The sequence below is a fragment of the Cloacibacillus porcorum genome (assembly GCF_001701045.1).
Lineage (GTDB): Bacteria > Synergistota > Synergistia > Synergistales > Synergistaceae > Cloacibacillus > Cloacibacillus porcorum.
Map to the genome: position 1 here is coordinate 343,063 of NZ_CP016757.1, position 20,705 is coordinate 363,767.

17 protein-coding genes are annotated in these 20,705 nt (G+C 56.6%); 11 read left to right on the forward strand and 6 right to left on the reverse strand.

Features of this window, described 5'->3' with window-relative positions:
• Nucleotides 1-98: 98 nt before the first annotated feature.
• Together BED41_RS01565 and BED41_RS01570 are read right to left on the reverse strand one after the other, a co-directional pair.
• The gene (locus BED41_RS01565) at nucleotides 99-869 is read right to left on the reverse strand and encodes an SDR family NAD(P)-dependent oxidoreductase (RefSeq protein ID WP_066742202.1); all 771 of its coding nucleotides are present in this window, start codon (nucleotides 867-869) and stop codon (nucleotides 99-101) included.
• A 108-nt stretch (nucleotides 870-977) separates the two neighbouring features.
• Nucleotides 978-2,705, reverse strand: coding sequence for a thiamine pyrophosphate-binding protein (locus tag BED41_RS01570; protein WP_229712369.1), 1,728 nt, complete (start codon nucleotides 2,703-2,705; stop codon nucleotides 978-980).
• A gap of 287 nt (nucleotides 2,706-2,992) precedes the next feature.
• On the opposite strand from BED41_RS01570, the gene BED41_RS01575 reads away from it, so the two are divergent.
• Entirely contained in the window at nucleotides 2,993-4,282 is a 1,290-nt protein-coding gene (locus BED41_RS01575) for an FAD-dependent oxidoreductase (RefSeq protein WP_066742205.1), read from the forward strand.
• Between the two features lie 39 nt (nucleotides 4,283-4,321).
• Nucleotides 4,322-4,606, forward strand: a complete 285-nt coding sequence (locus tag BED41_RS01580) for a hypothetical protein (protein WP_066742209.1) — start codon at nucleotides 4,322-4,324, stop codon at nucleotides 4,604-4,606.
• A gap of 206 nt (nucleotides 4,607-4,812) precedes the next feature.
• Here BED41_RS01580 and BED41_RS01585 read toward each other — a convergent pair whose 3' ends face one another.
• The 3 genes from BED41_RS01585 to BED41_RS01595 form a co-directional block, all read right to left on the reverse strand.
• Nucleotides 4,813-7,491 (reverse strand): calcium-translocating P-type ATPase, PMCA-type, encoded by a 2,679-nt coding sequence (locus BED41_RS01585; RefSeq protein ID WP_066742212.1) that lies wholly within the window; start codon nucleotides 7,489-7,491, stop codon nucleotides 4,813-4,815.
• Nucleotides 7,492-7,825: 334 nt separating this feature from the next.
• Nucleotides 7,826-8,902 carry a hypothetical protein gene (locus BED41_RS01590; RefSeq protein WP_066742216.1) on the reverse strand — a complete coding sequence of 359 codons (1,077 nt, stop codon included), beginning with the start codon at nucleotides 8,900-8,902 and terminating at the stop codon, nucleotides 7,826-7,828.
• A gap of 138 nt (nucleotides 8,903-9,040) precedes the next feature.
• Nucleotides 9,041-10,054, reverse strand: coding sequence for a Nif3-like dinuclear metal center hexameric protein (locus BED41_RS01595; RefSeq protein ID WP_066742219.1), 1,014 nt, complete (start codon nucleotides 10,052-10,054; stop codon nucleotides 9,041-9,043).
• A 336-nt stretch (nucleotides 10,055-10,390) separates the two neighbouring features.
• On the opposite strand from BED41_RS01595, the gene BED41_RS01600 reads away from it, so the two are divergent.
• Nucleotides 10,391-10,756 carry a helix-turn-helix domain-containing protein gene (locus BED41_RS01600; RefSeq protein WP_066742226.1) on the forward strand — a complete coding sequence of 122 codons (366 nt, stop codon included), beginning with the start codon at nucleotides 10,391-10,393 and terminating at the stop codon, nucleotides 10,754-10,756.
• Nucleotides 10,757-10,791: 35 nt separating this feature from the next.
• On the forward strand, nucleotides 10,792-11,631 hold the full coding sequence (locus tag BED41_RS01605) for an IS3 family transposase (protein WP_229712420.1): 840 nt from the start codon (nucleotides 10,792-10,794) through the stop codon (nucleotides 11,629-11,631).
• A 325-nt stretch (nucleotides 11,632-11,956) separates the two neighbouring features.
• Here BED41_RS01605 and BED41_RS01610 read toward each other — a convergent pair whose 3' ends face one another.
• Nucleotides 11,957-13,423, reverse strand: coding sequence for a GntR family transcriptional regulator (locus tag BED41_RS01610; protein ID WP_066742232.1), 1,467 nt, complete (start codon nucleotides 13,421-13,423; stop codon nucleotides 11,957-11,959).
• 328 nt (nucleotides 13,424-13,751) lie between these two features.
• Here BED41_RS01610 and BED41_RS01615 point away from each other — a divergent pair, with 328 nt between their 5' ends.
• From BED41_RS01615 to BED41_RS01645, 7 genes are all read left to right on the forward strand, one after another.
• The gene (locus BED41_RS01615; RefSeq protein WP_066742235.1) at nucleotides 13,752-15,575 is read left to right on the forward strand and encodes a putative bifunctional diguanylate cyclase/phosphodiesterase; all 1,824 of its coding nucleotides are present in this window, start codon (nucleotides 13,752-13,754) and stop codon (nucleotides 15,573-15,575) included.
• A 242-nt stretch (nucleotides 15,576-15,817) separates the two neighbouring features.
• Nucleotides 15,818-17,101 carry a hemolysin family protein gene (locus tag BED41_RS01620; protein ID WP_066742238.1) on the forward strand — a complete coding sequence of 428 codons (1,284 nt, stop codon included), beginning with the start codon at nucleotides 15,818-15,820 and terminating at the stop codon, nucleotides 17,099-17,101.
• 526 nt (nucleotides 17,102-17,627) lie between these two features.
• Nucleotides 17,628-18,695, forward strand: coding sequence for an FAD:protein FMN transferase (locus BED41_RS01625; RefSeq protein ID WP_066742242.1), 1,068 nt, complete (start codon nucleotides 17,628-17,630; stop codon nucleotides 18,693-18,695).
• A complete protein-coding gene (locus tag BED41_RS01630; RefSeq protein WP_066742244.1) occupies nucleotides 18,692-19,081 on the forward strand; it encodes a NusG domain II-containing protein in 390 nt (129 codons plus the stop codon). Before BED41_RS01625 ends, BED41_RS01630 begins: the two co-directional genes overlap by 4 nt.
• Nucleotides 19,081-19,596: a Gx transporter family protein gene (locus BED41_RS01635; protein ID WP_066742246.1), complete on the forward strand. Its 516-nt coding sequence runs from the start codon at nucleotides 19,081-19,083 to the stop codon at nucleotides 19,594-19,596. The genes BED41_RS01630 and BED41_RS01635 overlap by 1 nt, the downstream gene beginning before the upstream one ends.
• Entirely contained in the window at nucleotides 19,577-20,281 is a 705-nt protein-coding gene (locus BED41_RS01640; protein ID WP_066742248.1) for a B3/B4 domain-containing protein, read from the forward strand. The genes BED41_RS01635 and BED41_RS01640 overlap by 20 nt, the downstream gene beginning before the upstream one ends.
• On the forward strand, nucleotides 20,282-20,620 hold the full coding sequence (locus BED41_RS01645; protein ID WP_066742250.1) for a DUF3795 domain-containing protein: 339 nt from the start codon (nucleotides 20,282-20,284) through the stop codon (nucleotides 20,618-20,620).
• The last annotated feature ends 85 nt before the right edge of the window (nucleotides 20,621-20,705 follow it).

Here is a 20,705-nt window from a genome sequence, read left to right on the forward strand (position 1 = left end):
CAAAAGTATTTAAATTAAATTCCTTTTTTAAGTACCTGCCCTCCGCACATAGGCAAGGGGAGATTTCGTTCCGGCGTCTCTCCTTGCCATTTTGTTTTCTAATCTATCAGCCTGCCGCCCTCGACGAAGACCGTCTGTCCCGTTATGTAGGAGGCGCCCTCGGAGGCGAGGAAGAGGGCCGTGGCGGCGACGTCGCACGGGCGGCCGAAGCGGGCCAAGGGGATGTGCGCGAGCAGTTTGTCGCGGGTCGCCTGGTCGCTCAGGTAGCGTTCCGTCTGCGGCGTTACGACGTAACCTGGGGCGACGGCGTTGACGTTGATGCCGTATTCGGCCCACTCGTGGGCCAGCACCTTTGTCAGCTGGCGGATGCCGCCCTTCGCGGCGGCGTATGCCGCGAGGTTTTTGTGGCCGCGCGCCGAGGAGACGGAGGAGGTGTTTATTATCTTGCCCCTGACGCCGTTGTCCACCATGCGCCGGGCGACGGCGGCCGCGGTAAAGAAGACGGCCTTCAGGTCGACGTCCAGCAGTCTGTCCCACTCGCTTTCCGTGTACTCAAGCGCCGGTTTTCTGTTGTTGAATCCGGCGTGGTTGCAGAGGATGTCGATCCTCCCAAGTCTGTCGATGCACTCCGCGACCATTGTGGGAATGCTTTCCGTCTTCAGTAGGTCGCAGCTTACGAAACAGGCTTCGGCGTTTAGGGCGCGGCAGTCCGCGAGCACCGCCTTCGCCGCCTCCATGTTTCTGCCGGTGATCGCCACCTTCGCGCCGCAGGAGGCGAAGGCACGCGCCAACTCGCCGCCGATGCCGCCGGTCCCGCCTGTGATAAGTACGCTCTTTCCCCTGAAATCCATCATATTTTTGTAGTCCATAAAGATACCTCTGATCTTTGCAGGATAGGGATATTTTACCCTAAATGTGTAAAAAACGACCCTTCGCCGTAGGGCGGAGGATCGTTTTTGGGGCATCTTTTATATTATCTAGTATGTCATATCCTCGTCTTTGGCGATCTTCGCGGCGGCCCAGCCGGGAACTGGGGGAAGCTGCCGGTCTTCCGGCGGCAGCGGTACGTCGATGAGGCTTGGCCCGTCGGCGGCGAGGCATTTTTTGAATACCTCCTCAAACTCCTTCATGCCGCCCACGCGGTAGCCTCTGAGTCCCATGGATTCGGCAAATTTAACGTAGTCGACCTCCGCAAAGTCGGTGAAGCGGCGGAAGCTTTCTGTGATCTCCGCTTTGCTGTGGACGCGCTGGGTGCCGCGTATCCAGCCGAAGGCCCCGTTATTGAAGAGGACGTAAACGATCTTCAGCCCGAGGCGAGCCGCCGTCTCCAGCTCCGCGCCGCAGAAGCCGAAGCTGCCGTCGCCGATGAGCCCTATCACGGGGGCCTCCGCCGCCGTACCGCACCGTGCCCCCATTGCCGCCGGTATCGCGTAGCCGAGCGCGCCCATGGAGAAGTTGTAGGCGGCGCGCCTGCCCGCGCGTCCGATACGCAGGAAGCAGGAGGAGTAGATCGCCGAACTTCCGGGGTCGACGGCGAAGAAGGTTGTATCGGGTGTCAGCCTCTCGACCGCGCGCACGAGTGAAAGCGGGTGCAGCTCGTCGCCGTAACGCGCCATTACGCCCTCCAGCCTCTTTTCATGCGCCGCCTTTTCTTCGGCGCAGCGCGCGGCCCACGCGCCGCGGTCTGGGCGCGGCATTCCTTCAAGCGCCGCCGCGAGGGCCGCGAGCGTCTCGCGCACGTCCCCGAAGAGCGGCAGCGCGTCATAGTTGTTGCCAAGCTCGCGTTCGGAGATATCTATCTGGATAAACTTCTGCACCGAAGCTGGCGAGGGGATGTTCCAGCCGTCCGTATTGGCGGAGTCGGTACTGGTCGCCGCGAAGAGCACGACGTCGGCCTCTTTTATCATCTTGTTGTTCCACTCACGGCCGCCGCGCGCGCCGATGACGCCCATCGACAGCGCCTCCTGGTCGCTAATACAGCCCTTGGCGTTGATCGTAGAGCCCACCGGCATATCCTGCATCTTTGACAGCTGCGCCGCCTCCTCCCAGGCTGAGGAGTGGACGACCCCCTGTCCGCAGATCATCACCGGGCGGCGCGCCGCGGCAAGTATCTTCGCCGCCTCCATGATGTCCGCCGCCGCCGCGCTGTTCCGGCATCCGGGGAAGGCCGCGTAACGGCTCTGCGCATATATATCGCCGTCCGCCACTTCACCCTCTAAGGTATCCATCGGGATGCGGATGTGGACGGGGCCGGGACGGCCGGTCGTTGCGGTGCGGAAGGCGCGCCGGAAGAGGTGCGGTATCTCGCTGGCGTCGGTGACGGTGAGGGAATCTTTGGCGATGCTTTTGAAGAGCGCCGACTGGTCGAAGCCGGTCAGCATATTTTTGGGCCCCGTCTTGAGGTCGATGTCGGTCGTCATTACGATGAGCGGCACGCAGGACTGGAAGGCTTCGACGACGCCGGGCACCATGTGCGTAGCGCCGACGCTCGGTCCCTCGCAGATCCCGACGCGGCCGGTGGCCTTCGCGTAGGCGTCGGCCATAAAGACGGAGTTCCTCTCGTCTCTCGTAAGGTGGTATTTTATCTCGGGATATTCCTCCCAGGCTTCGTAGAGGCTCAGCGTCGTCTCGCCGGGCAGGCCGAAGACATCGGTCACGTTATAAGCCTTGAGCATCGCAAGAACTGCTTTGCTTGCCTTCATCATATCTTCCCCTCTCAAGAAATTCTCTATTGAATTATTATTCATCACAAATGATTGATTAGCTGTCATAAGATTACCCAATTAATCGCGTTTGGTCAATAGTTAGCGAGGAGATTTTTTCGAAGAATTTTTTTGCGGCGGGGCTGTTAATACTAAAAAAGCCATATACAGAGCCGGTTTGCCTGGTTTTATCATAAAGATTGACACATGACTTCAGGGGCATTATAATGAAGTTAATCACTACTCTTCATTGATGAATTAAAATAATTATCGCAGGGAGGCTTATTTACATGGATAAGATAAAGATCGTGGTAGTTGGCGGCGGCTGGGGAGGCTGCGCGGCGGCGATAGCGGCGGTCAAGGCCGGAGCCGAGGCCGTGCTTCTTGAGCGCACCGACATGCTCCTCGGCACGGGGCTCGTGGGCGGCATCTACCGCAACAACGGGCGTCAGACGGCGGCGGAGGAGATGACGGCGCTGGGCGGCGGCGATCTCTTTCATGTCATGGACGAGTGCGCCGGACATAAGAACATCGAATTTCCCGGACATGCCCATGCGAGCCTTTACAATGTATATGAGATAGAGCCCGCGGTAAAAAAATATCTCATCGGCCTGGGCGTCAAAGTAGTCACCGGCGCCTCGGCGATGAAGATAGACAAAAAAGAGGGGAAGATGATCTCCGTCACCGCGCGCGACGGCGCCGTCTATGAGGCGGACGCCTTTGTCGACGCCACAGGGACCTCGGCCGTTCCCGGCAACTGCGTGAAATACGGCAACGGCTGCGCCATGTGCATCCTGCGCTGTCACAGCTTCGCGCCGCGCGTCTCCATCTGTACGCTCGCGGGCATCGAGGAGTGGAACGGGCGCAAGAAGGACGGTTCTCTCGGCGCGATGAGCGGCTCCTGTAAACTTTTCAAGGAATCGCTCTCCGCGGAGATCGTCAAAAAACTAAACGAGACCGGCGTCTGCGTCGTACCCATCCCCGCCGCCGCCAATATGAGCGAGAAGCTTGGAATGAAGGCCTGTCAGCAGTACGCTACAAAAGACTTTGCGGAGAATATTGTTCTGCTGGACACCGGCCCAGCAAAGCTGATGACACCCTACTTCCCGCTGGAGAAGCTGCGCCTCGTACCCGGCTTTGAGAAGGCCCGTTATGAGGACCCGATCGCCGGCGGTAAGGGAAATTCGATGCGCTACTTCCAGTTTGCCAACTGCTCCCACAGCCTCCAGGCCCAGGGTGAGGTGGACAACATTTTCTGCGCCGGAGAAAAGGGCGGCGCGATGGTTGGACATACCGAGGCGGTCGTCACCGGCACTCTCGCGGGCTGCAACGCCGTGCGGCACGCCGCCGGCAAAGAGTTGATCGAGCTGCCGGATGCTCTCGCGGTCGGAGATTTTATCAACCATGTCACCGACGAGATGAAGAGGGACGAATGCCGCGGCACGAAATACACCTTCTCCGGCTCCGTCTACTTTGAGCGTATGAAGGAACGCGGGCTCTACCTATGCGACCCGACGGAGATAGCCAAGAAGGTTGAAACCACCGGGCTAAGCGGCCTGTTCGCGGAAAAAATCTGCTAAAACTGTTATCATGGGGACGCTTCGCGCGTCCCCATTTTTGTGCCCTTCCTGTCATTTCAGACATTTTTCACAGGCCTCCCCCTGACCGGCAGCCTCGCGCAGGCGATCGGCGGCCCGCTGGGGCTTGACGTCTCCTATATCGCCTCCGTCGGACAGATGGGTTCAATATGGACGGGCGGAGGCTGTCTCGTCCCCTGGGCCTTCGGCCTCGCGGCCACCGCGGGAATCGCCGGCGTCAGCCCCATCGAGCTCGCGCGGCGGAACTTCATCCCCGTGCTCTGCGGGCTATTCGTCTCGACCGTTTTGGCCATCTGCCTTATGTGACCTTAAATAGAGCGCCTGCCGACGGGAGGTCCTTCCTTTCATGGAGGGGCCTCTCTTTTTATAGCTTTTTCCCGCAGATATTTCTCATATATCATGAGGACGACAGCCTTCCGTACCTGTGGCGGATGCGGCGCGGGCCGCGGCGTTGATGAGAAAAGGCGGCTCGCGTCACGCGCGGAGGGAGAGGCTCTGCCCCGCCCCTTTATTTACGCTTTACTCCCAAGGCCGCGCCTTATCAGCTTCACTGATTCAGAGAGCAGGATCACGGAGAGGCCGAGGGCGACGATCTTCAGCCAGACGGCAAGGGGCAGCGGCGTGGTCTTGAAGAGGCCGTCCGCGTACTGTGTGATCAGCACCTGCAGGGCAAAGGTCAATGCGAATACTCCGAGCATCAGCCTGTTGGCGCCGAAGCCGCGCAGGACGCTGACGCTGCCCAGCGCGCGGCTGTTGAAGGCGTTGAAGAGCTGGAGGACGACGAAGAGCGTGAAGAGGATCGAAGGCTGCTGCTCTTTCGTGCCGCCGAGGAAGTTCAGCCAGTGCTGTGCCATGAATAGCGCCGTGATGTACAGGCCGTTTGTGACGATGTTCCAGAGCATCTCCCTCGATACGATGCTGGCGTCTCTCCTGACGGGCGGCTGATTCATGAGGTCGCCGCGTACCGGCTCAAGGCCGAGGGTGAGGGCGGGCGGCCCGTCCATGATTATATTTATCCACAGTATCTGAATCGCGGTGAAGGGCGCTTCTAAACCGGCCGCGACCGACAGGAGGATGACGAGCACCGACGACAGGTTGACGGTGAGCTGGAACTGGATGAAACGCTGGAAGTTGCGGTATATGCCGCGTCCCCACTGTACAGCCTTGACGATGGTGGAGAAGGAGTCGTCCAGCAGCACGATGTCGCTCGCCTCCTTTGAGACCTCCGTCCCCGAGATGCCCATCGCGATGCCGACGTCGGCGCTTTTGATCGCGGGAGCGTCGTTGATGCCGTCGCCGGTGACGGCGACGACGCTGCCAAGGGCCTTCAGCGTCTTGACGACCCGCATCTTTATAGACGGCGTACTGCGCGCGATGACCCGTATCGCGGGCAGCCGCTCCGCCAGCTCGCCGTCGGAGAGGGACTCAAGCTCCCGCGCCTCCACCGCGTAATGGCCGTCGCCGAGCAGTCCGAGTTCGCCGGCGATCGCGGCGGCGGTGGTGATATTGTCTCCCGTCAGGATCTTGACGTCGATGCCGGCGCCGCGGCAGCGTTCCACCGCCTCAAAGACGTCGGCGCGCAGCGGGTCGGCGATCGCGGCGAAGCCGTCAAAGGTCATGCCGCTCTCTATCATCTCCCTTTCCGTAGCATAATCTTTGGAAGCCGTAATGTCACGGTGGGCGAAGGCGATCACGCGGCGCGCCCGCTCCTGGAACTCCGTGATGTGCTTCTCGGCCTCCCTCCGCTCGCCGTCTGACAGGGAACACATTGAGAGTATCTTTTCCGGGCTGCCCTTGGTATAGGCCGTTATGACCCCGTCTCTCATGGCGACGGTGGTCATGTTCTTAGTCTCCGAGGAGAAGGGGAAGGAATGGAGAACGGCGCTGCTCCCACGGATGGCGCGGTAGTCGTGCCCCGCGCCGTGCGCCGCGACGAGCAGCGCGCATTCCGTGGGGTTGCCGATGAAGGCCGCCCTCTCCCCCTCAAAATGAATCTCGGCAGTGCCGTTGAGACAGAAATTATCGAGCAGCGAGCCGACGCCGAGCGGCTGCGGTTTGCTCTGCGTTCCTCCGGCGATGATATCCGTCACCGTCATGCGGTTTTCCGTCAGCGTCCCGGTCTTATCAGAGCAGATGACGTTTATAGCGCCGATCGTCTCACAGGCCGCCATCTTCTTGACGAGGGCGTTGTGCTTTGACATCTTGATAATATTTATCGCGAGCGAGACCGCGACGATGGTCGGCAGCCCCTCGGGGACGGCGGCGACGATCAGCACTATGCTCGTGATGAAGGCCTCGGAGACCGTCTCCAGCGAGGCGGTGCCCCTGGCTATGAAGGAGGCGAGCTGAAGCAGAAAGACCGCCGCCGCGGCTCCTGACGCGAGCAGCGCGATCCTCCTGCCCATCTTCGCCAGCTTTTCCTGCAGCGGCGTAGCGGTCGACTCCGAGTCCGACAGCTCGCCCGCGATCTTGCCGAATTCCGTCGCGTCCCCGACGGCGGTGACGACGGCCAGGCCGCTGCCTCCCGCCGCGAAACAGCCGGAATAGAGCATATTGGCGCGCTCGGCAAGCGGCGTTCCGGCGTCGGTGAAGATGGCCGCCGCCTCTTTATGCACCGGCATACTCTCCCCCGTGAGCGCCGATTCGTCGGCCGTCAGGGAGGTACTCTCTATCAGCCTCGCGTCGGCTGGGAACCTGTTTCCCGTCTCCACGCTGAGGATGTCGCCGACGGCGACCTCCCGCTGCGGGATGAGCTCCGCGCCGCCCTCCCTTATCACGCGCACCTTGGTGTCGTCGGCGATTCGGTTCAGCGCCTCAAAGGCCTTGGCGCTGCGTCCCTCCATCGCCACCGTGATTATTATGGAGAGCGATATCGCCGCGAAGATCCCCGCGCATTCGATAAAATCCGTCTCGCCGCCGCTCATGCCGCGCGCGATATTCACGCCCAGCGTAATCAGCGCCGCCGCGGTCAGCATGAGTATCATCGGCTCGCGGGCGGCCTCCGCAAGCCGCCGCAGCATTGAAGCGGGCTTTTTCTTCGTAAAGCTGTTTTCTCCGTAACGGCGGCGGCTCTCCGCCGCCTCTGCCTCGGTCAGTCCGCGCCGCGGATCGACGCCGAGTCTACTCAGTGTTTCGGCGGCGCTCTCCCGGAATGGCTCCCTCTCTGTCGGGCTCTTTTCTGGCTGCTGCATTTCGAGTTCCACATCCTTTCGTCTTATACAACGAAAAGACCCAGGTATCGGCTCTGCGCGAGCCTTACCTGAGCCACAAAAAAAGACTCAATGTAAAGCTTCCAGAGCAATACATGAGTCTCGTTATTTAAGACAAGCCAGACTTTTAAACCTCAGCCAGGATGTTGACTTGCCACGCGCTCCCGCGCGCCACTACTCCCCCACGGGTACTTTTCAATTGTAGCGTATAAACTATCATCGCTCCCATATTTTGTCAATAGAGACAACTACGGTCCGCGGCGCGGCGGAACCGGTTTCGTCTCCGCCGCGCTGTGATTTGACGTGGTTTTAAGGACTACCTAAGATAGAGGAATCCAAGGAAGGTCGCGAATATCCCCGCCGTCGCGAGGCGGATGGCCGCGCCGATGGTGGCGGCGACGATGCAGTCTCGATGCGATAGGTCCGTCGAGGCGGTCCAGATGACGGGGACCTGCCCGAAGATGACCTGCAGCGGGAAGCCGGATGAGGCGAGAACGAAGGAGCCGACGATCATCTGCGGCGTGAAGTTCATCGCGATATCCTTGATCTGGGCCATCGCGAGCGAACCTCCCGCGAGCAGTGAAACGACGCCGCTCTCCGGTTCGATATTCATCCAGGTGAGCATCGCGGCGAGCGCGCCTTCGAAGGGTGCCCAGAGGCCGAAAAAGTCAAGCGCGCCGATGCCCGCGAAGACTATCGCACAGGCCGGGATGATGAGTGTGAAGAGCAGCTCCGCGCCCTCCTTCGCCGCGCCGAAGATCGTCGGCAGGAATCCGGTCTCCGGCGTGAAGATCGGTATCTCGTGCAGGGAGACGGCCTTGCAGTCGCGCCAGATAGTCAGGCGCAGGAAGAACGGCACGAGGAGTATGGGCAGGAAGTAGCTCAGTACGAGGACGAGAAATACGCGGACATTGACGGCGGTCATCGCGATAATGCCGAAGATGAGGATCGAGAAGGAGCAGGGGGCCTGCATCATCGTGGCGATGCCGATCTTCTGTTCGTCCTTCGTCGCGCCGGCCTTCTTGAATATCGGGCTTGAAATGCGCCCGGCGGCATTGACGTCGCCGAGGATGTTGTAGATGACGGGAATGGCGACACAGGCGTTGACGCCGACATACTTCATGAGGGGGACGAATATCCTCATCAGCGCGTCCGTGAAGCCGAGACGTTCAAGGATACGCCCCATTGTGACGCTGATGATGATCGCGCAGCCGATGCTCCCCGTCACATATACGGGTACGACGACCTTAAAGGCGCGGTTGAACATCGCGTTAAAGAGTCCTCCGACGGCTCCGGCGTTGAGGAATAACATCGCCATTGAGAAAATAACAAGTACCAGGCCTACCGCCTCTATACGTGAAACCTTTCGCTGCTTTTCATTGTTTGCTGCCATCTTGTCCGCATCTCCCTCTTAAATAAGATAGATAATAAGTCACCGATATCTGGTGCGGGTGGAGAAAACCAACTGGTCTTTTAAAGATGTATTCTTAATGATTGGTCTTGGTTAGCGATTTATTATGATAAAGTAAAATTATGCCTTCGGGCGCGGCAGGTATCCTCGGGCCATGCGTGAACCGTAATCGCGGAGCTCCTCCGTGCCCACCATCTCTATGGGGATGCTCACCATCCGCTCACGGAAGATGAGTACTTCGAGATCTGGGAGCTGGTATTTTAGAGCAAAGGCGAGCGGTACGCCGTTCTCGAATATCTCCATCGCGTGCGAACTGCCGGCGACAAAATTCATGCCGAGCTCACGGGCCTTCTCGACGAGCCCGCTGTCGGGCAGCGGGCGGCTGATGTTTGCCACCACGGTGTCCGCGGGGTACTCCGCGTAGGCCTTTTCAAGATCCTCGGGGCCGAAGCCGGTGTGAGGGAAGATCGTTATCGTGCGTCCGAGCGTCGAGTCCGGGCTGCCGGCGAATATCTTTGCGCGCGCGGATACCGTCGTCTCGCAGAGGTGTCCGCAGCAGCGGTGTTTTTTCTCCTCGGCGAGCATATTCTCCTCGATTGCCGTGCCCATTATCTTCTCGATGCGCTCGATCATCGCTCCGAGCGTCGGCACCTCCGCCATCGCCTCGCCGTACCAGACGATCTTGCCGGGGATGCCGCCGAAGGCGATATTGGCCTGTTTCGCTACGCTGCCGTGCAGCCAGGCGATGCCGGGGTGCAACCCGTGGAAGGCCTCGTGCAGCTCAAAGGCCACAAGGTTGTAGAGGTCGAGATAATTTTTCAGCGTAACGCCGCCGGAGTTCGCCCCCTCAGCGATCGGATGGTGGACGACAAGCGCGTCAATTCCCGTGGCCCCCGCGAGTTCGATGGCGTTCTCCGTCATCGTCATCATCACCGCGAGGCGGCGGACCTCCCTTTCGGGGTTTCCCCAGATGAGGCCTGGCAGCTCCATCACTGATTTTCCGGGAATATGCGAGGTCTTGATCGTTACGAAATGATTGCCGCCGGTGATATCCGCGTAACTCTTGACCACGCGGCCGCCAGTTATGATGTCGAGAGCCTTCAGGATATCCTTTACCAGAACCGGATGTGACATGAACAGGTACACTTCCCTTCGCTATTATGTTGATGCTGGTATAAAAAAGACAGGAGATTTTTGATGAATCAACACTCATCATTTATGATGAATATATTATCGTCTTATTGATGTTAATTGTCAAGAATAAAGTGGAAAATTGTTCCTTGAATTTTTCGCGTGCACAGGGGAGGGGGCAGCCCATGGCAAAGGCCGCAAATCTTTTGACGAACTGCACTGCTAAACTAATCCTGTACATATAGGGGGTAAAAGTGAGACAAGATATAATTGTCTTTTATACATGACAATAATATCTTGTGGCACAAGAGCCATGTTTATATGCACAGGAGGCCTGTAATGCGATACACGAAAGAAGAGCGTCTTGAAATCGGACGAAAAGTTTATGAGGGGATAATGACACGTTACGAGGCTGCCGAAGCCTACGGCATCAGCGACGACACGGCTAGGGACTATATGCGGATGTATCGTGATTCCAACAGTCTGCCGCCCAAGTCTTCCGGAAACGGTTCGGACAGTTATGTTTACAAGCCTTCCGAAAGACAGCCTGACCTATCAGATTATGAGTCCATGACAAAAAAAGAACTCATTGTTGAGTTGATTAAAGCGAAAGTAGCGGAAGCAAGATTAAAAAAAGGCTACGAGGTGAAAGGAGATGGTCCGGTAAAGGAATATATCCTTTTAGACAGCTCGAATACCAAGTAATTCTGGAACTATCCGAGTATTTTCCTGTAGTCATCCTGTGCCGTGTGACGGGGATTCCCAGAAGCAGCTTCTATAACTGGAAACGCAGCCTGTTTGAACCGTCCAAAAGAGCGAGGGATTTTGCTAGAAGCGTAATGCTCTTTATGGAATATCATAAAAGATATCCGTCGCACGGATACAGATGGCTTAACGCGAAGATACGCCTTGACACCGGAATAGTCCATTCAGATCCGTACGCCTATAAATGTTGCAGGGCTGCCGGTATAAAGAGCAAGGCAAAACACTACCGTTATAAAAAACCAGGCAATCCGTACAGATTATTCCCCAACCTGCTTCTTGCAGGCCTGCCGGTATACTCACCGATGCAGTACATAGCGAGCGATATGACGGCATTCTGCTTCAAAGGTACGTACTATGAGCTGACACTGTATATGGACCTATGGAACAACGAAATAGTAAGCCATGCGTTGTCTTCAAGGCGCGGAGACAGAATGACATACATAGACGGGCTGGAAGGACTGATAATGAATAAAGATAAAAAAACGGAATGGCAGACGATACTGCACACAGACCAGGGCGCGGTATACGCCTCCAAGAAATACAACGACATCTTGGAACTGAACCATATAGCCCACTCCATGTCCAGAAGCGGAACTCCTACGGACAATGCGGCGATGGAAGCGATAAACGGCTGGCTGAAAGCGGAGCTGTTTACAGACTTTCATGTAACAGGCAAAGAAAACATAGAGCGGGAGATAGAGGAATACATAAAATTCTTCAATGAAGAGCGTCCGGCCTATGCTTTGGGATACATGACGCCGAAACAGTATAAGGAGGCGTATAGCGGAAACGGCAGTTTTAGGAGTAGGACGTAACGAGATACCCCCCTACTATACAGAGTTAAGCAAGTCAACTGTCCAGGTTTTGTTGACTAGTGCAAACATCGAACAACTCTGCAATGCCGGACTGCGGCATTTTCGCGTTCGCACGGCAGCGGCAGGCAGCGGCGAATATTTACAAAAGGGAGGCCGCAGGAATTTTCTTAATGTCTTTAAGGTAATTTATGGCGAAGGCTGCGAAAACGATAAAATGACGTCATCCGGCAGCACGGGCGCGGGCGCTGATTTTCATGCGTCTGCCCAGGCGGCAATCAGAGGTTTTGCCTCTTTAATATGAATAGTTGATAGGATGGTGCGAAGCCTATTTCAGAAAGATCGTACCGTCGTAAACCTTCATGGTCGCTTCGAGGTATCCCATATCTTTACAGTATGCGAGCACTTCTCCAGCTGACATCTGGAATGCCTTAGCCGACAGTTCCGCAAAGTATTTATTTTCTCCCGACGCGAGGGCGTTGGCGGCGCCATATGCCTTTTGGTAAATGGCGCGCACGGCCTCCTCTCTCCCATTGCGCAGCAGGCCGGGAACGACGCGGTCAAATGGCGTGTATTTTTTCAAAGCCAGATATATTTCCCGCAGCGTCCGGTAGGGGATATGGGAGACGATCATTTCCAGCAGCTCTTTCGTGGCGCAGAATGACGTCAGCTCTCCTCCGCGCAGACCATCGCCGATGGCGCCGCGCAGGGCGGCGGCCTCCGCCGCAGGGGTATCGCCTGCAGAGAGTAAGGCGGCGTCCTCGATGGTCAGCGATACCGTCTCCAGCGCGTCGATGAAAGATCTGAAGCTCCGACAGATGATCTTAATATCCAGTTTGCTCCAGACCAGTGGAATTTCCGCCGCGGAGAGGGCAACGACAGATTTTCGCCTCTCGGAGCGTATGACCTTTAATTCGCGCAGATACCTGATGGCGCGGGAGGTCGAGTCGTGTGAGACGCTATATTCTTTGCAGAGCGCCGCATGGCTGGGAAGTATATCGCCCTGTTTATATTCGCCGGATACTATCCGGCCGATGATGTCCATGTAAACGGCAGATATCTTTGCGTCGTCTTTTCGTATGTTTGCGGAGATAGAGTGCGGCCATCCGAGTGAGGCGGGAGTCGATGCGCATCTCATTGGCGGCAGCCCTTCGCCGCGAAGGAATATTCTCTGTATGTCCAATTCCTCCTGTGGATCAAAGGAGCCGCGGCGCATCTTTGATAAGATGTCGAACAGATATTCGCGGTAGAATTGCTCAAATTCAATGTCGTACGGCATAGGTACCAGCTCCAGGTATCCGATGCTGTCGATACAGCGCAGGATCATGGCGTTGCCGATCTTGGAGACGAAAAAGCGCCAAAAGTGTCTCAGCATTCCCGGCAGCTCGCAGGCCGGAGTCATTTCGTTTATACAGCTGAGGCGTGTTTCAAGTTCGTCAAAGTCCTCTTGTGTACAGAGAGATAAACCATATCTCAGCAGCGGATAGTAAAAAACGCGCGCGGATAGGGAAATATCGCGGATAACCTCGTAGTCGGGCCTCTCCGCTGTGCTCCCGCTCTTCTCCGCTTCGCGTCGCTTAAAGATCACCCTTGGCCGTTTGCCTCTCGAAGTTTCGATGAACTTCTCTTTTTCCAGTATCTCTACCACTCGCCGCGCCGTCTTTTCGGAGATACGGTACATTTTGCATAATTCCGCGCAGGAGGGGATAGGCGATCCGACGGGATAGAGGCCGCATTCTATTTTTTCTTTGATAGTCCGGTATATAGTCTGAGATAGTATGACGGCTCCGCGCAAAAAAATCCCCCCAATGCTTTATTATACCTTGTTCTCTCTGTAAGCGAAAACAGGTGTGTTGCTTTGTATCTGGACGAGTGCTAGAATAACGGACATTACAGAAATGGTACGATGTTTTTCGTTATAGTTGTCGGAGAAGAAAAGTAACGGCGCGTAGATAAAAAGAGATACGTTAAAATATAGAAGATCGCCTCTATGTAAGTACTAGGCCGATTTATAGATATAACGTCATCTTTTCCATACTGAAAATCTCGGCTTTTACCCCTTGCGGGTATATCAGAGCTGAATTGCTGTAAATACAATATTGAGGAAAGCCGAGGCCTCCTGGATGAAAAGAAGAAAACGTGACTTTCAGCTGTATACTGGAATGTGGCTGGTCGCAATCTTTGTCTTATTGGCTCTGATGTGGCAGAACGCCGGCGACGCGCGCGTGATCAACTACAGCGGCATCGTGCGCGGAGCGACGCAGAAACTCGTAAAAGAAGAGCTTAACGGCCATTCCGACGACAAACTGATCGAGACTTTGGATGGTATCATCGATAACCTTCAGACCGGCAAAGGGCCCTACCGGCTTATGAAAAATTCCAACGAGAAATACCAGCGGCTGCTTGCAGAGTTGAAGCTGGTCTGGGAAGATATGAAAAAAGAGATCGTTCATCTCAATTCCGGCAGCGGCTCAGAAAAAAGGCTGTACGACCTCAGCCAGCGGCATTTTGAGATGGCCGACCGCATGGTCTCTTCGGCGGAAGAGAGCTCCGATAATAAACTGAAATGTTTCCTTATCTTCTATATTTTCAGCCTGCTTCTGTCAATAACCGTCTTTTTCATCGTCAACCGGCGGAACCAGAAGGCTTTGGACGAGAGCATCTATACGGACAGCCTGACGGGACTGCTGAGCAGGACGGGTTTTGAGGTGGCCGCGGGAAAACTTCTGAGCCGTAATCTGGAAAATAAATATACGATCGTAGAATTTGATATAAAGAATTTTAAATCGATCAACGATTCCTACGGATATGATAAGGGCGACAAGCTGCTGCACAGCGTCGCCGCGGCGATATCGGCGCGCAGGAGCGGCCGGATATGCGCACGCATCGACGCTGATGAATTTGTGATTCTCTTCGAGCAGGGGGATATAGATGTCGACGAGCTGAAAATGATGCTGAGGGATGTGGTGCGGAAGCACACCTTCCTTGAATTGTTCGGAGCTATATTCAACTATGGAGCCTATCGTATAGAGAGGAACGGCGAACTTATCAACACAATCATGGATAAGGCCAACACAGCGCACAAGATAGCCAAATCCATCGAGGGAGAGGCCTTTGTCTGGTACGACGAGCGGCTGCTGAAAAAGATACAGATGGAAAACGAATATAAAAAGCGCATGCAGTATGCGCTTGAGATGGAAGAGTTCAAAATGTATCTGCAGCCGAAGATAGACCTGGCTACGATGGAGGTGGCTGGCGCAGAGGCGCTGGTAAGGTGGGATATCCCCGAAGTTGGTATCATACCGCCGGATTCTTATATCCCGCTCTTTGAGAAGAACGGCTCGATCGCCGACCTTGACTTCTACATGCTGAAAAAGGCCTGCGCCTATCTGCGCGGCCAGCTGGACAGGGGAAATGAATTCTTCTCTATTTCGGTCAACTTCTCACGCGTCACCCTCTGCCAGCAGACATTTCACAGCACGCTTTTGGAAATTATCAATCGGTTCGGCGTGCCGAGCCGACGTATAGAGATTGAGGTCACCGAGAGCGCCTTCAACGAGCTGCCCTATCCGGTGCTGCTGATGCTGGAACGTCTTAAAGACGAGGGGTTCCGCATCTCAATGGATGACTTTGGGGCCGGTTACTCAAACCTCAATATGATAGGCAAGCTTCCAATCCAGATAATCAAGCTGGACAGGGAGTTTTTGAAAGAGATGGATGGACATGAAAATATGCGGGGGATAGTTATCTGCGCCGTGGACCTCGCTCACACGATGGGGTTGGAGATCATCTGTGAGGGCGTCGAGCGCGAGGAACATGTGCATTTCCTGCAGGATATTGGCTGTGACTATGCTCAGGGGTTTTATTTCTCAAAACCGATACCCGGCGAGACTTTTACAGAAAAATACCTGACTGGTGAGATGAGGGTACCTCTCAGCAACAGCTGATTCCAACCTTACGCAAAAAGAGAAAACGTTTGACGAGGCTCCGGTACGGAGTGCCGGTGTCTTCGATATGCTGCGCGCGGAATTTTCACAACAGCTCTTGCCGGCGGTCGGCCATGTCGCTGATTTTTCGGTATGTTTGGGCCGAATCGTCGGCGGAATTAGTGCCAACTTAAGTATAATATGATATGCTAAACCATATCGCCCCGTACGGTGGCGCTGTAATATCAGGAGGATGATATTTGTTGAGTTCTGACATAGCAGGCAGTATTATCCTGCTCGTCGTACTGATGGGTTTCTCGATGTACTTTTCAATGACCGAAACCTCGATTACGGCAGCAGGCAAAGGAAAACTGTTGGCATTGGCCGATGACTACCCGCACCGCAAAAAGGGTTTTCTCTGGCTTGCAGACAACGTAGCAAAAGCAATCAACGTAACTCTTATCGGAAACAACCTCGTTAACATCGGGGCCTCAGCCGTGGCCACGTCGGTGGCTATTTCGCTCTTCGGCATCGCCGGTCCAGCGGTCGCAGTTGTTATCATGACCGTGCTGATAGTGATTTTCTGTGAAATACTTCCTAAAAACGTCGCAATAGCGAAAAAGGAGGCAGTTCTTTTATTCTGCCTTCCCTTTCTGCGCGCCTTTAATTTTGTCCTGACGCCGGTACTGGCCTTTTTGCAGGTCATCCTGAAGCTAATAGGCAAGCTTATCGGAATGGACCTCGTCTCATACAGCGCTCTGATATCGCGTGAAGAGATAGACCATATCGTGAGCGAGGGCAGCGCGGCGGGCGCTCTGGAAGAGGACGAACGCAAGATGATACACGGAGTCATCGCCTTCGAGGATACGAGAGTCTCCGAGGTGATGGCGCCACGCACGGATATGTACGCGATCGACGAGAAGGACAGCGTCGAGGATGCGGTCAAGATATTTCTTGAAAGCGGACACTCGCGTATTCCCGTATATAAAGAAGATATTGACGATATCGTCGGTATCCTCTACGCGAAGGACCTGCTCGGCCCGCTTTCGCACGGTGACAAGCAGATTTCAATAGAGAAGCTGATGCGCAAGCCGCTCTATGTCCCAGAGACGATGAAGACGGATGAGACGCTCGACATCATGAAGAAATCGCGCAAGCATCTCGCGATCGTCGTCGACGAATATGGCGGCACGGCGGGGCTGGTCACGCTGGAGGACCTCATAGAGGAGATCGTCGGCGACATACAGGACGAATATGACAAGGAGACGCCGGAGATAATGAACGCCGGTGAAAACACCTATATCGTGCAGGGGCAGGTAAACCTTGAGGACCTCGCGGAGGCGCTCGGCTACCCCTTTGATACGATCTTTGAGGATGTGGACACGCTCGCGGGCATGATCCTCGAGATAACGGGCAACTTCCCCTCAAAGGGCCAGGTCATCGGCTACGGCCCCTGGGAGATAAAGGTGCTTGAGGTGCAGAACCACCGGATACTCGAGGCGAAGATGAAGTTTATCGGCAACACCGACGACGGCGTCTCTGATTAAGGTAAGAGAGACGAATTAATGAACACAAGAAGAGCGGGAGGCGGTCTCCCGCTCTTTTATATTCACTGAAAACGCGTCGGGCGCGCCGGTCTGTCTTATCTGAGGCTCAGGCCTTTGTCCGCGCGGATGGATATCTTTTTGCCGCCGTGTTATCTTTAGAATATCTTTTTATTCGTATAAATTACCTCTTTTAATATCTCGTATTTCCACCACGCGCGGGCGCGGGGATGCTGGTATCATCTGTAACATAAAGAGAGGGGAACGAAGTTTTGGGAAGAATGCCCTTGAGGGGGCCTTCGCTCCCGGCACTGGTAAGGTAGGACGGAAAGGCCGTCCCTTTCAGGTGTTTCAACAGCCCGTAACGGATGGAAGATGGAATTTCACTAAATCTTCTTCCCATACGTTCAATATAGATTCTCTAAAGCCGCGGGGCGATTCCTTAAGAGGAACCGCCCCGCGGCCCTTTGTTGTAATATAATTTAGAGACGTTTACACAGCGGACATTGGGGGAGAGGGAGGCGGAGCCATGAAAAAGAGCGGTATTATCGCGGCGGTGCTGCTGGCAGTTGGAGCGCTCTGCGTCTTCTCCGGCAGATGGCCCATAGGGAAGCCTCACGAGGTCTCGGGGGAAAATTTCCGCCTCGGCACGTATGTAAAGCTGCGGCTTCTTGGCGAAGATAAGAATTTTTTCGAAGGCGAGCTCGCCGCAATGGACGGGGAGATCGTCCGCCTTGAGGGGCTGTTTTCGGTAAATATCGCCTCCTCGGATATTTCGCGTCTCAACGGCGCGGGCGGAGAATGGGTAAAGGTCACTCCCGAGACGGCGGCGCTTGTAAAGCGGTCGCTTGCGATAGCGGCTCTGACGGACGGCGCCTTTGACCCGGCCATCGGCCGTATAGTACGCCTCTGGGGGATCGGCACTCCCGGCGCGCGCGTGCCGAAGCCGGCTGAGATAAGGGCGGCGCTTCGCTCCAAAGGCTATAAAGAGGTGACGGTGAGGGAGAACGGCGGGGAGTGTTACATCAAGACGCCCCCTGGTCTGTGGCTCGACCTCGGCGCGATCGCGAAAGGTCACGTCGCCGACATCCTGAAGGAGAGGCTTGCCGCCGACGGTGTGAAGCGGGCGGTGATAGACCTTGGGGGCAACCTGGACCTTGTCGGCGATTCACCGGAGGGACGCCCCTGGCGGCTGGGGCTTCAGCATCCGCATAAGCCGCGCGGCGAATACTTCGGCGTGGTGGAGGTCTCCGACCGCTCCGTCGTAACCTCCGGCCCCTACGAGCGTTTTTTTGAACAGGACGGGGTGTGCTACCATCATATTTTTGACCCCGCGACGGGGTATCCTGCAAAGTCCGACTTTGATTCCGTCTCAATAATCGACCGCGATTCGGCGCTGGCCGACGCGCTCTGTACGGCGCTCTTCGTCATGGGGCGTGTGAAGGCGGAAAAATTTCTTGAAAAAAATGGCGGCCTGGCGGCGGTTTTCGTGCTTGCCTCGGAGGACAAGGTGCTTGTCACCCCCGAGGCGCGGAAGATATTCCGGCTGACCGATAAAAATTTCACCGTAGATACGATCGGGGGCGAATCTCCATGAAACGCGGCGACCGCTGGATGGCCGCCGTCACGATGGCGGGGGCCGCGATGCTGATCGCGGGCGCGCTCATCCAGCAGCAGCGCCAATATAACGAAGGCCGCCCGCTTGAGGCGGAGATCGTGCTTGACGGCAGGGTCGTCGAGACGCTGCCGCTGACTGGACCGCCGCGGGAGATAAAGGTGGATTCCGCGGGGACGGCGCGCGGCTTCAACATCATTCGCGCCGAGCGGGGGCGTATCGCCGTCGTATCCGCCGACTGTCCGGACGGGGCCTGTGTGCGCCATGGCTGGATCCGACGCGCGGGCGCCGGCACGGTATGTCTGCCGCACCGCCTCGTGGTGAGAATCAAGGGCGCGGACCGGCAGGTGGACGGGGTGAGCTGGTGATGGCGATGGATACGCGCCGGATCGTGCTGACGGGGCTGTTCACGGCCTGCGCGCTCGTCGTTAACGTTGCGGAGGGGATGCTGCCGATGCCGCTGCCAGGCATAAAGCTCGGCGCGGCGAACGTATTCGCGCTGACGGCGCTCGTCCTGCTCGGAACGAAAGAGGCCTTTGCCGTGACGCTGCTGCGCGTGGCGCTCGCCTGGCTCGTTACGGGAAACGTCTTTTCGTTTCTATGCAGCCTGGGCGGCGCGCTTCCCGCCGTCGCGGTGATGGCGTTCATATACGGGAAATTCCGCGCGGATTTCTCTTTGCCGTGGATCAGCGTTGCGGGAGCCTGGGCCTTTAACGCGGGGCAGCTCGCCGTGGTATCATATATCGTGAAAGACGCGAGGGTGGCACTCTATATGCTGCCGCTCTTCGCCGCCGGCACCGCTGCGGGATGGGCCGTGGGCTGGCTCGCGGCAACCGTATGCAGGAGACTTGGAGGAGAAAAGAATGAAACTTTCCATCGATAAAGAGATCATTGAGGATTTTCCCGACGCGAAGATCGGCTGGCTTCGCGCGCGGATAACGAACAGTTCGGGATCGCCCTATGTATCGGAGATGAAGAGGGGACTCGCGGCGAGTCTCAACGATATCGGGATCTCCGCCGACACGCTGACGCTCCATCCAGACGTGCGCCGCTGGCGCGAGACCTATTCGAAGATGGGAGTCAAGCCGAGCAAATACCGCTGTTCGCTGGAGGCGCTGCTGCGCCGCATATTTAAGGGCGACATGTGGAGCGTATCGGACGTCGTCGACTGCTATGACTGTGTGTCCGCGCTGAACCTGCTGCCTATGGGGGCGCACGACATGACAAAGCTGCGCGGCGATATGGTGCTGCGCTATGTCCGTGAGGGCGAAAAATTCTACCCGCTCGGCGCTGGTGACAGCGTCGTCGAATGCGCGCCGCCGCAGATAGTCTACGCCGACGGCGAAAAGGTCTGCTGCTGGCTCTGGAACTACCGCGACACGCGCGACGCCTGCGTCGACGATGCTACGGAGGAGGCGCTCTTCCTTGTAGACTGCGCCTTTGAGACAGAATGGCGCACCATAGGGGAGGGGCTTGCCGCTTTGGCGAAAGAGCTCGAGGCCATCGGCTGTACGGTGCGCGCGAGCGGCGTCATCAGCGCCGCCTCGCCCTCGGCGGAGATCGCATAGATGGCGAACATCGGCTGCTGCGGTGTGGACTGCGACGCCTGTGAGGCGCGCCGAGCCACCGCCAGACGGGACAACGCGGCGCTTGCGAAGATCGCCGCCGCGCAGGAGAGCGCCGGACACGGTTCCTTTATCCTGCCCTCGCGCCTGCGCTGTACCGGCTGCCTTGAGCCGGGCGAAAAGAGCGTCAGCTGCGCCGAGTGCGCCATCCGCGAATGTGCCCTCGCGAGCCATATCCCCCACTGCGGCTTCTGTCCCGACTTCCCCTGCGAACTGGGAAGCGCCGTCTGGGAGGCGGTGCCGGAATACAAGCACAATCTCGAAGTGCTGCGGAGCCGGTAACGCAATATTTTAGGCGGCGGGTCTCCTGTCGTCCCGGAGACTGCGGCTCAGGTTTTTAACACAGCATGGAAAAATAAAAATGGTG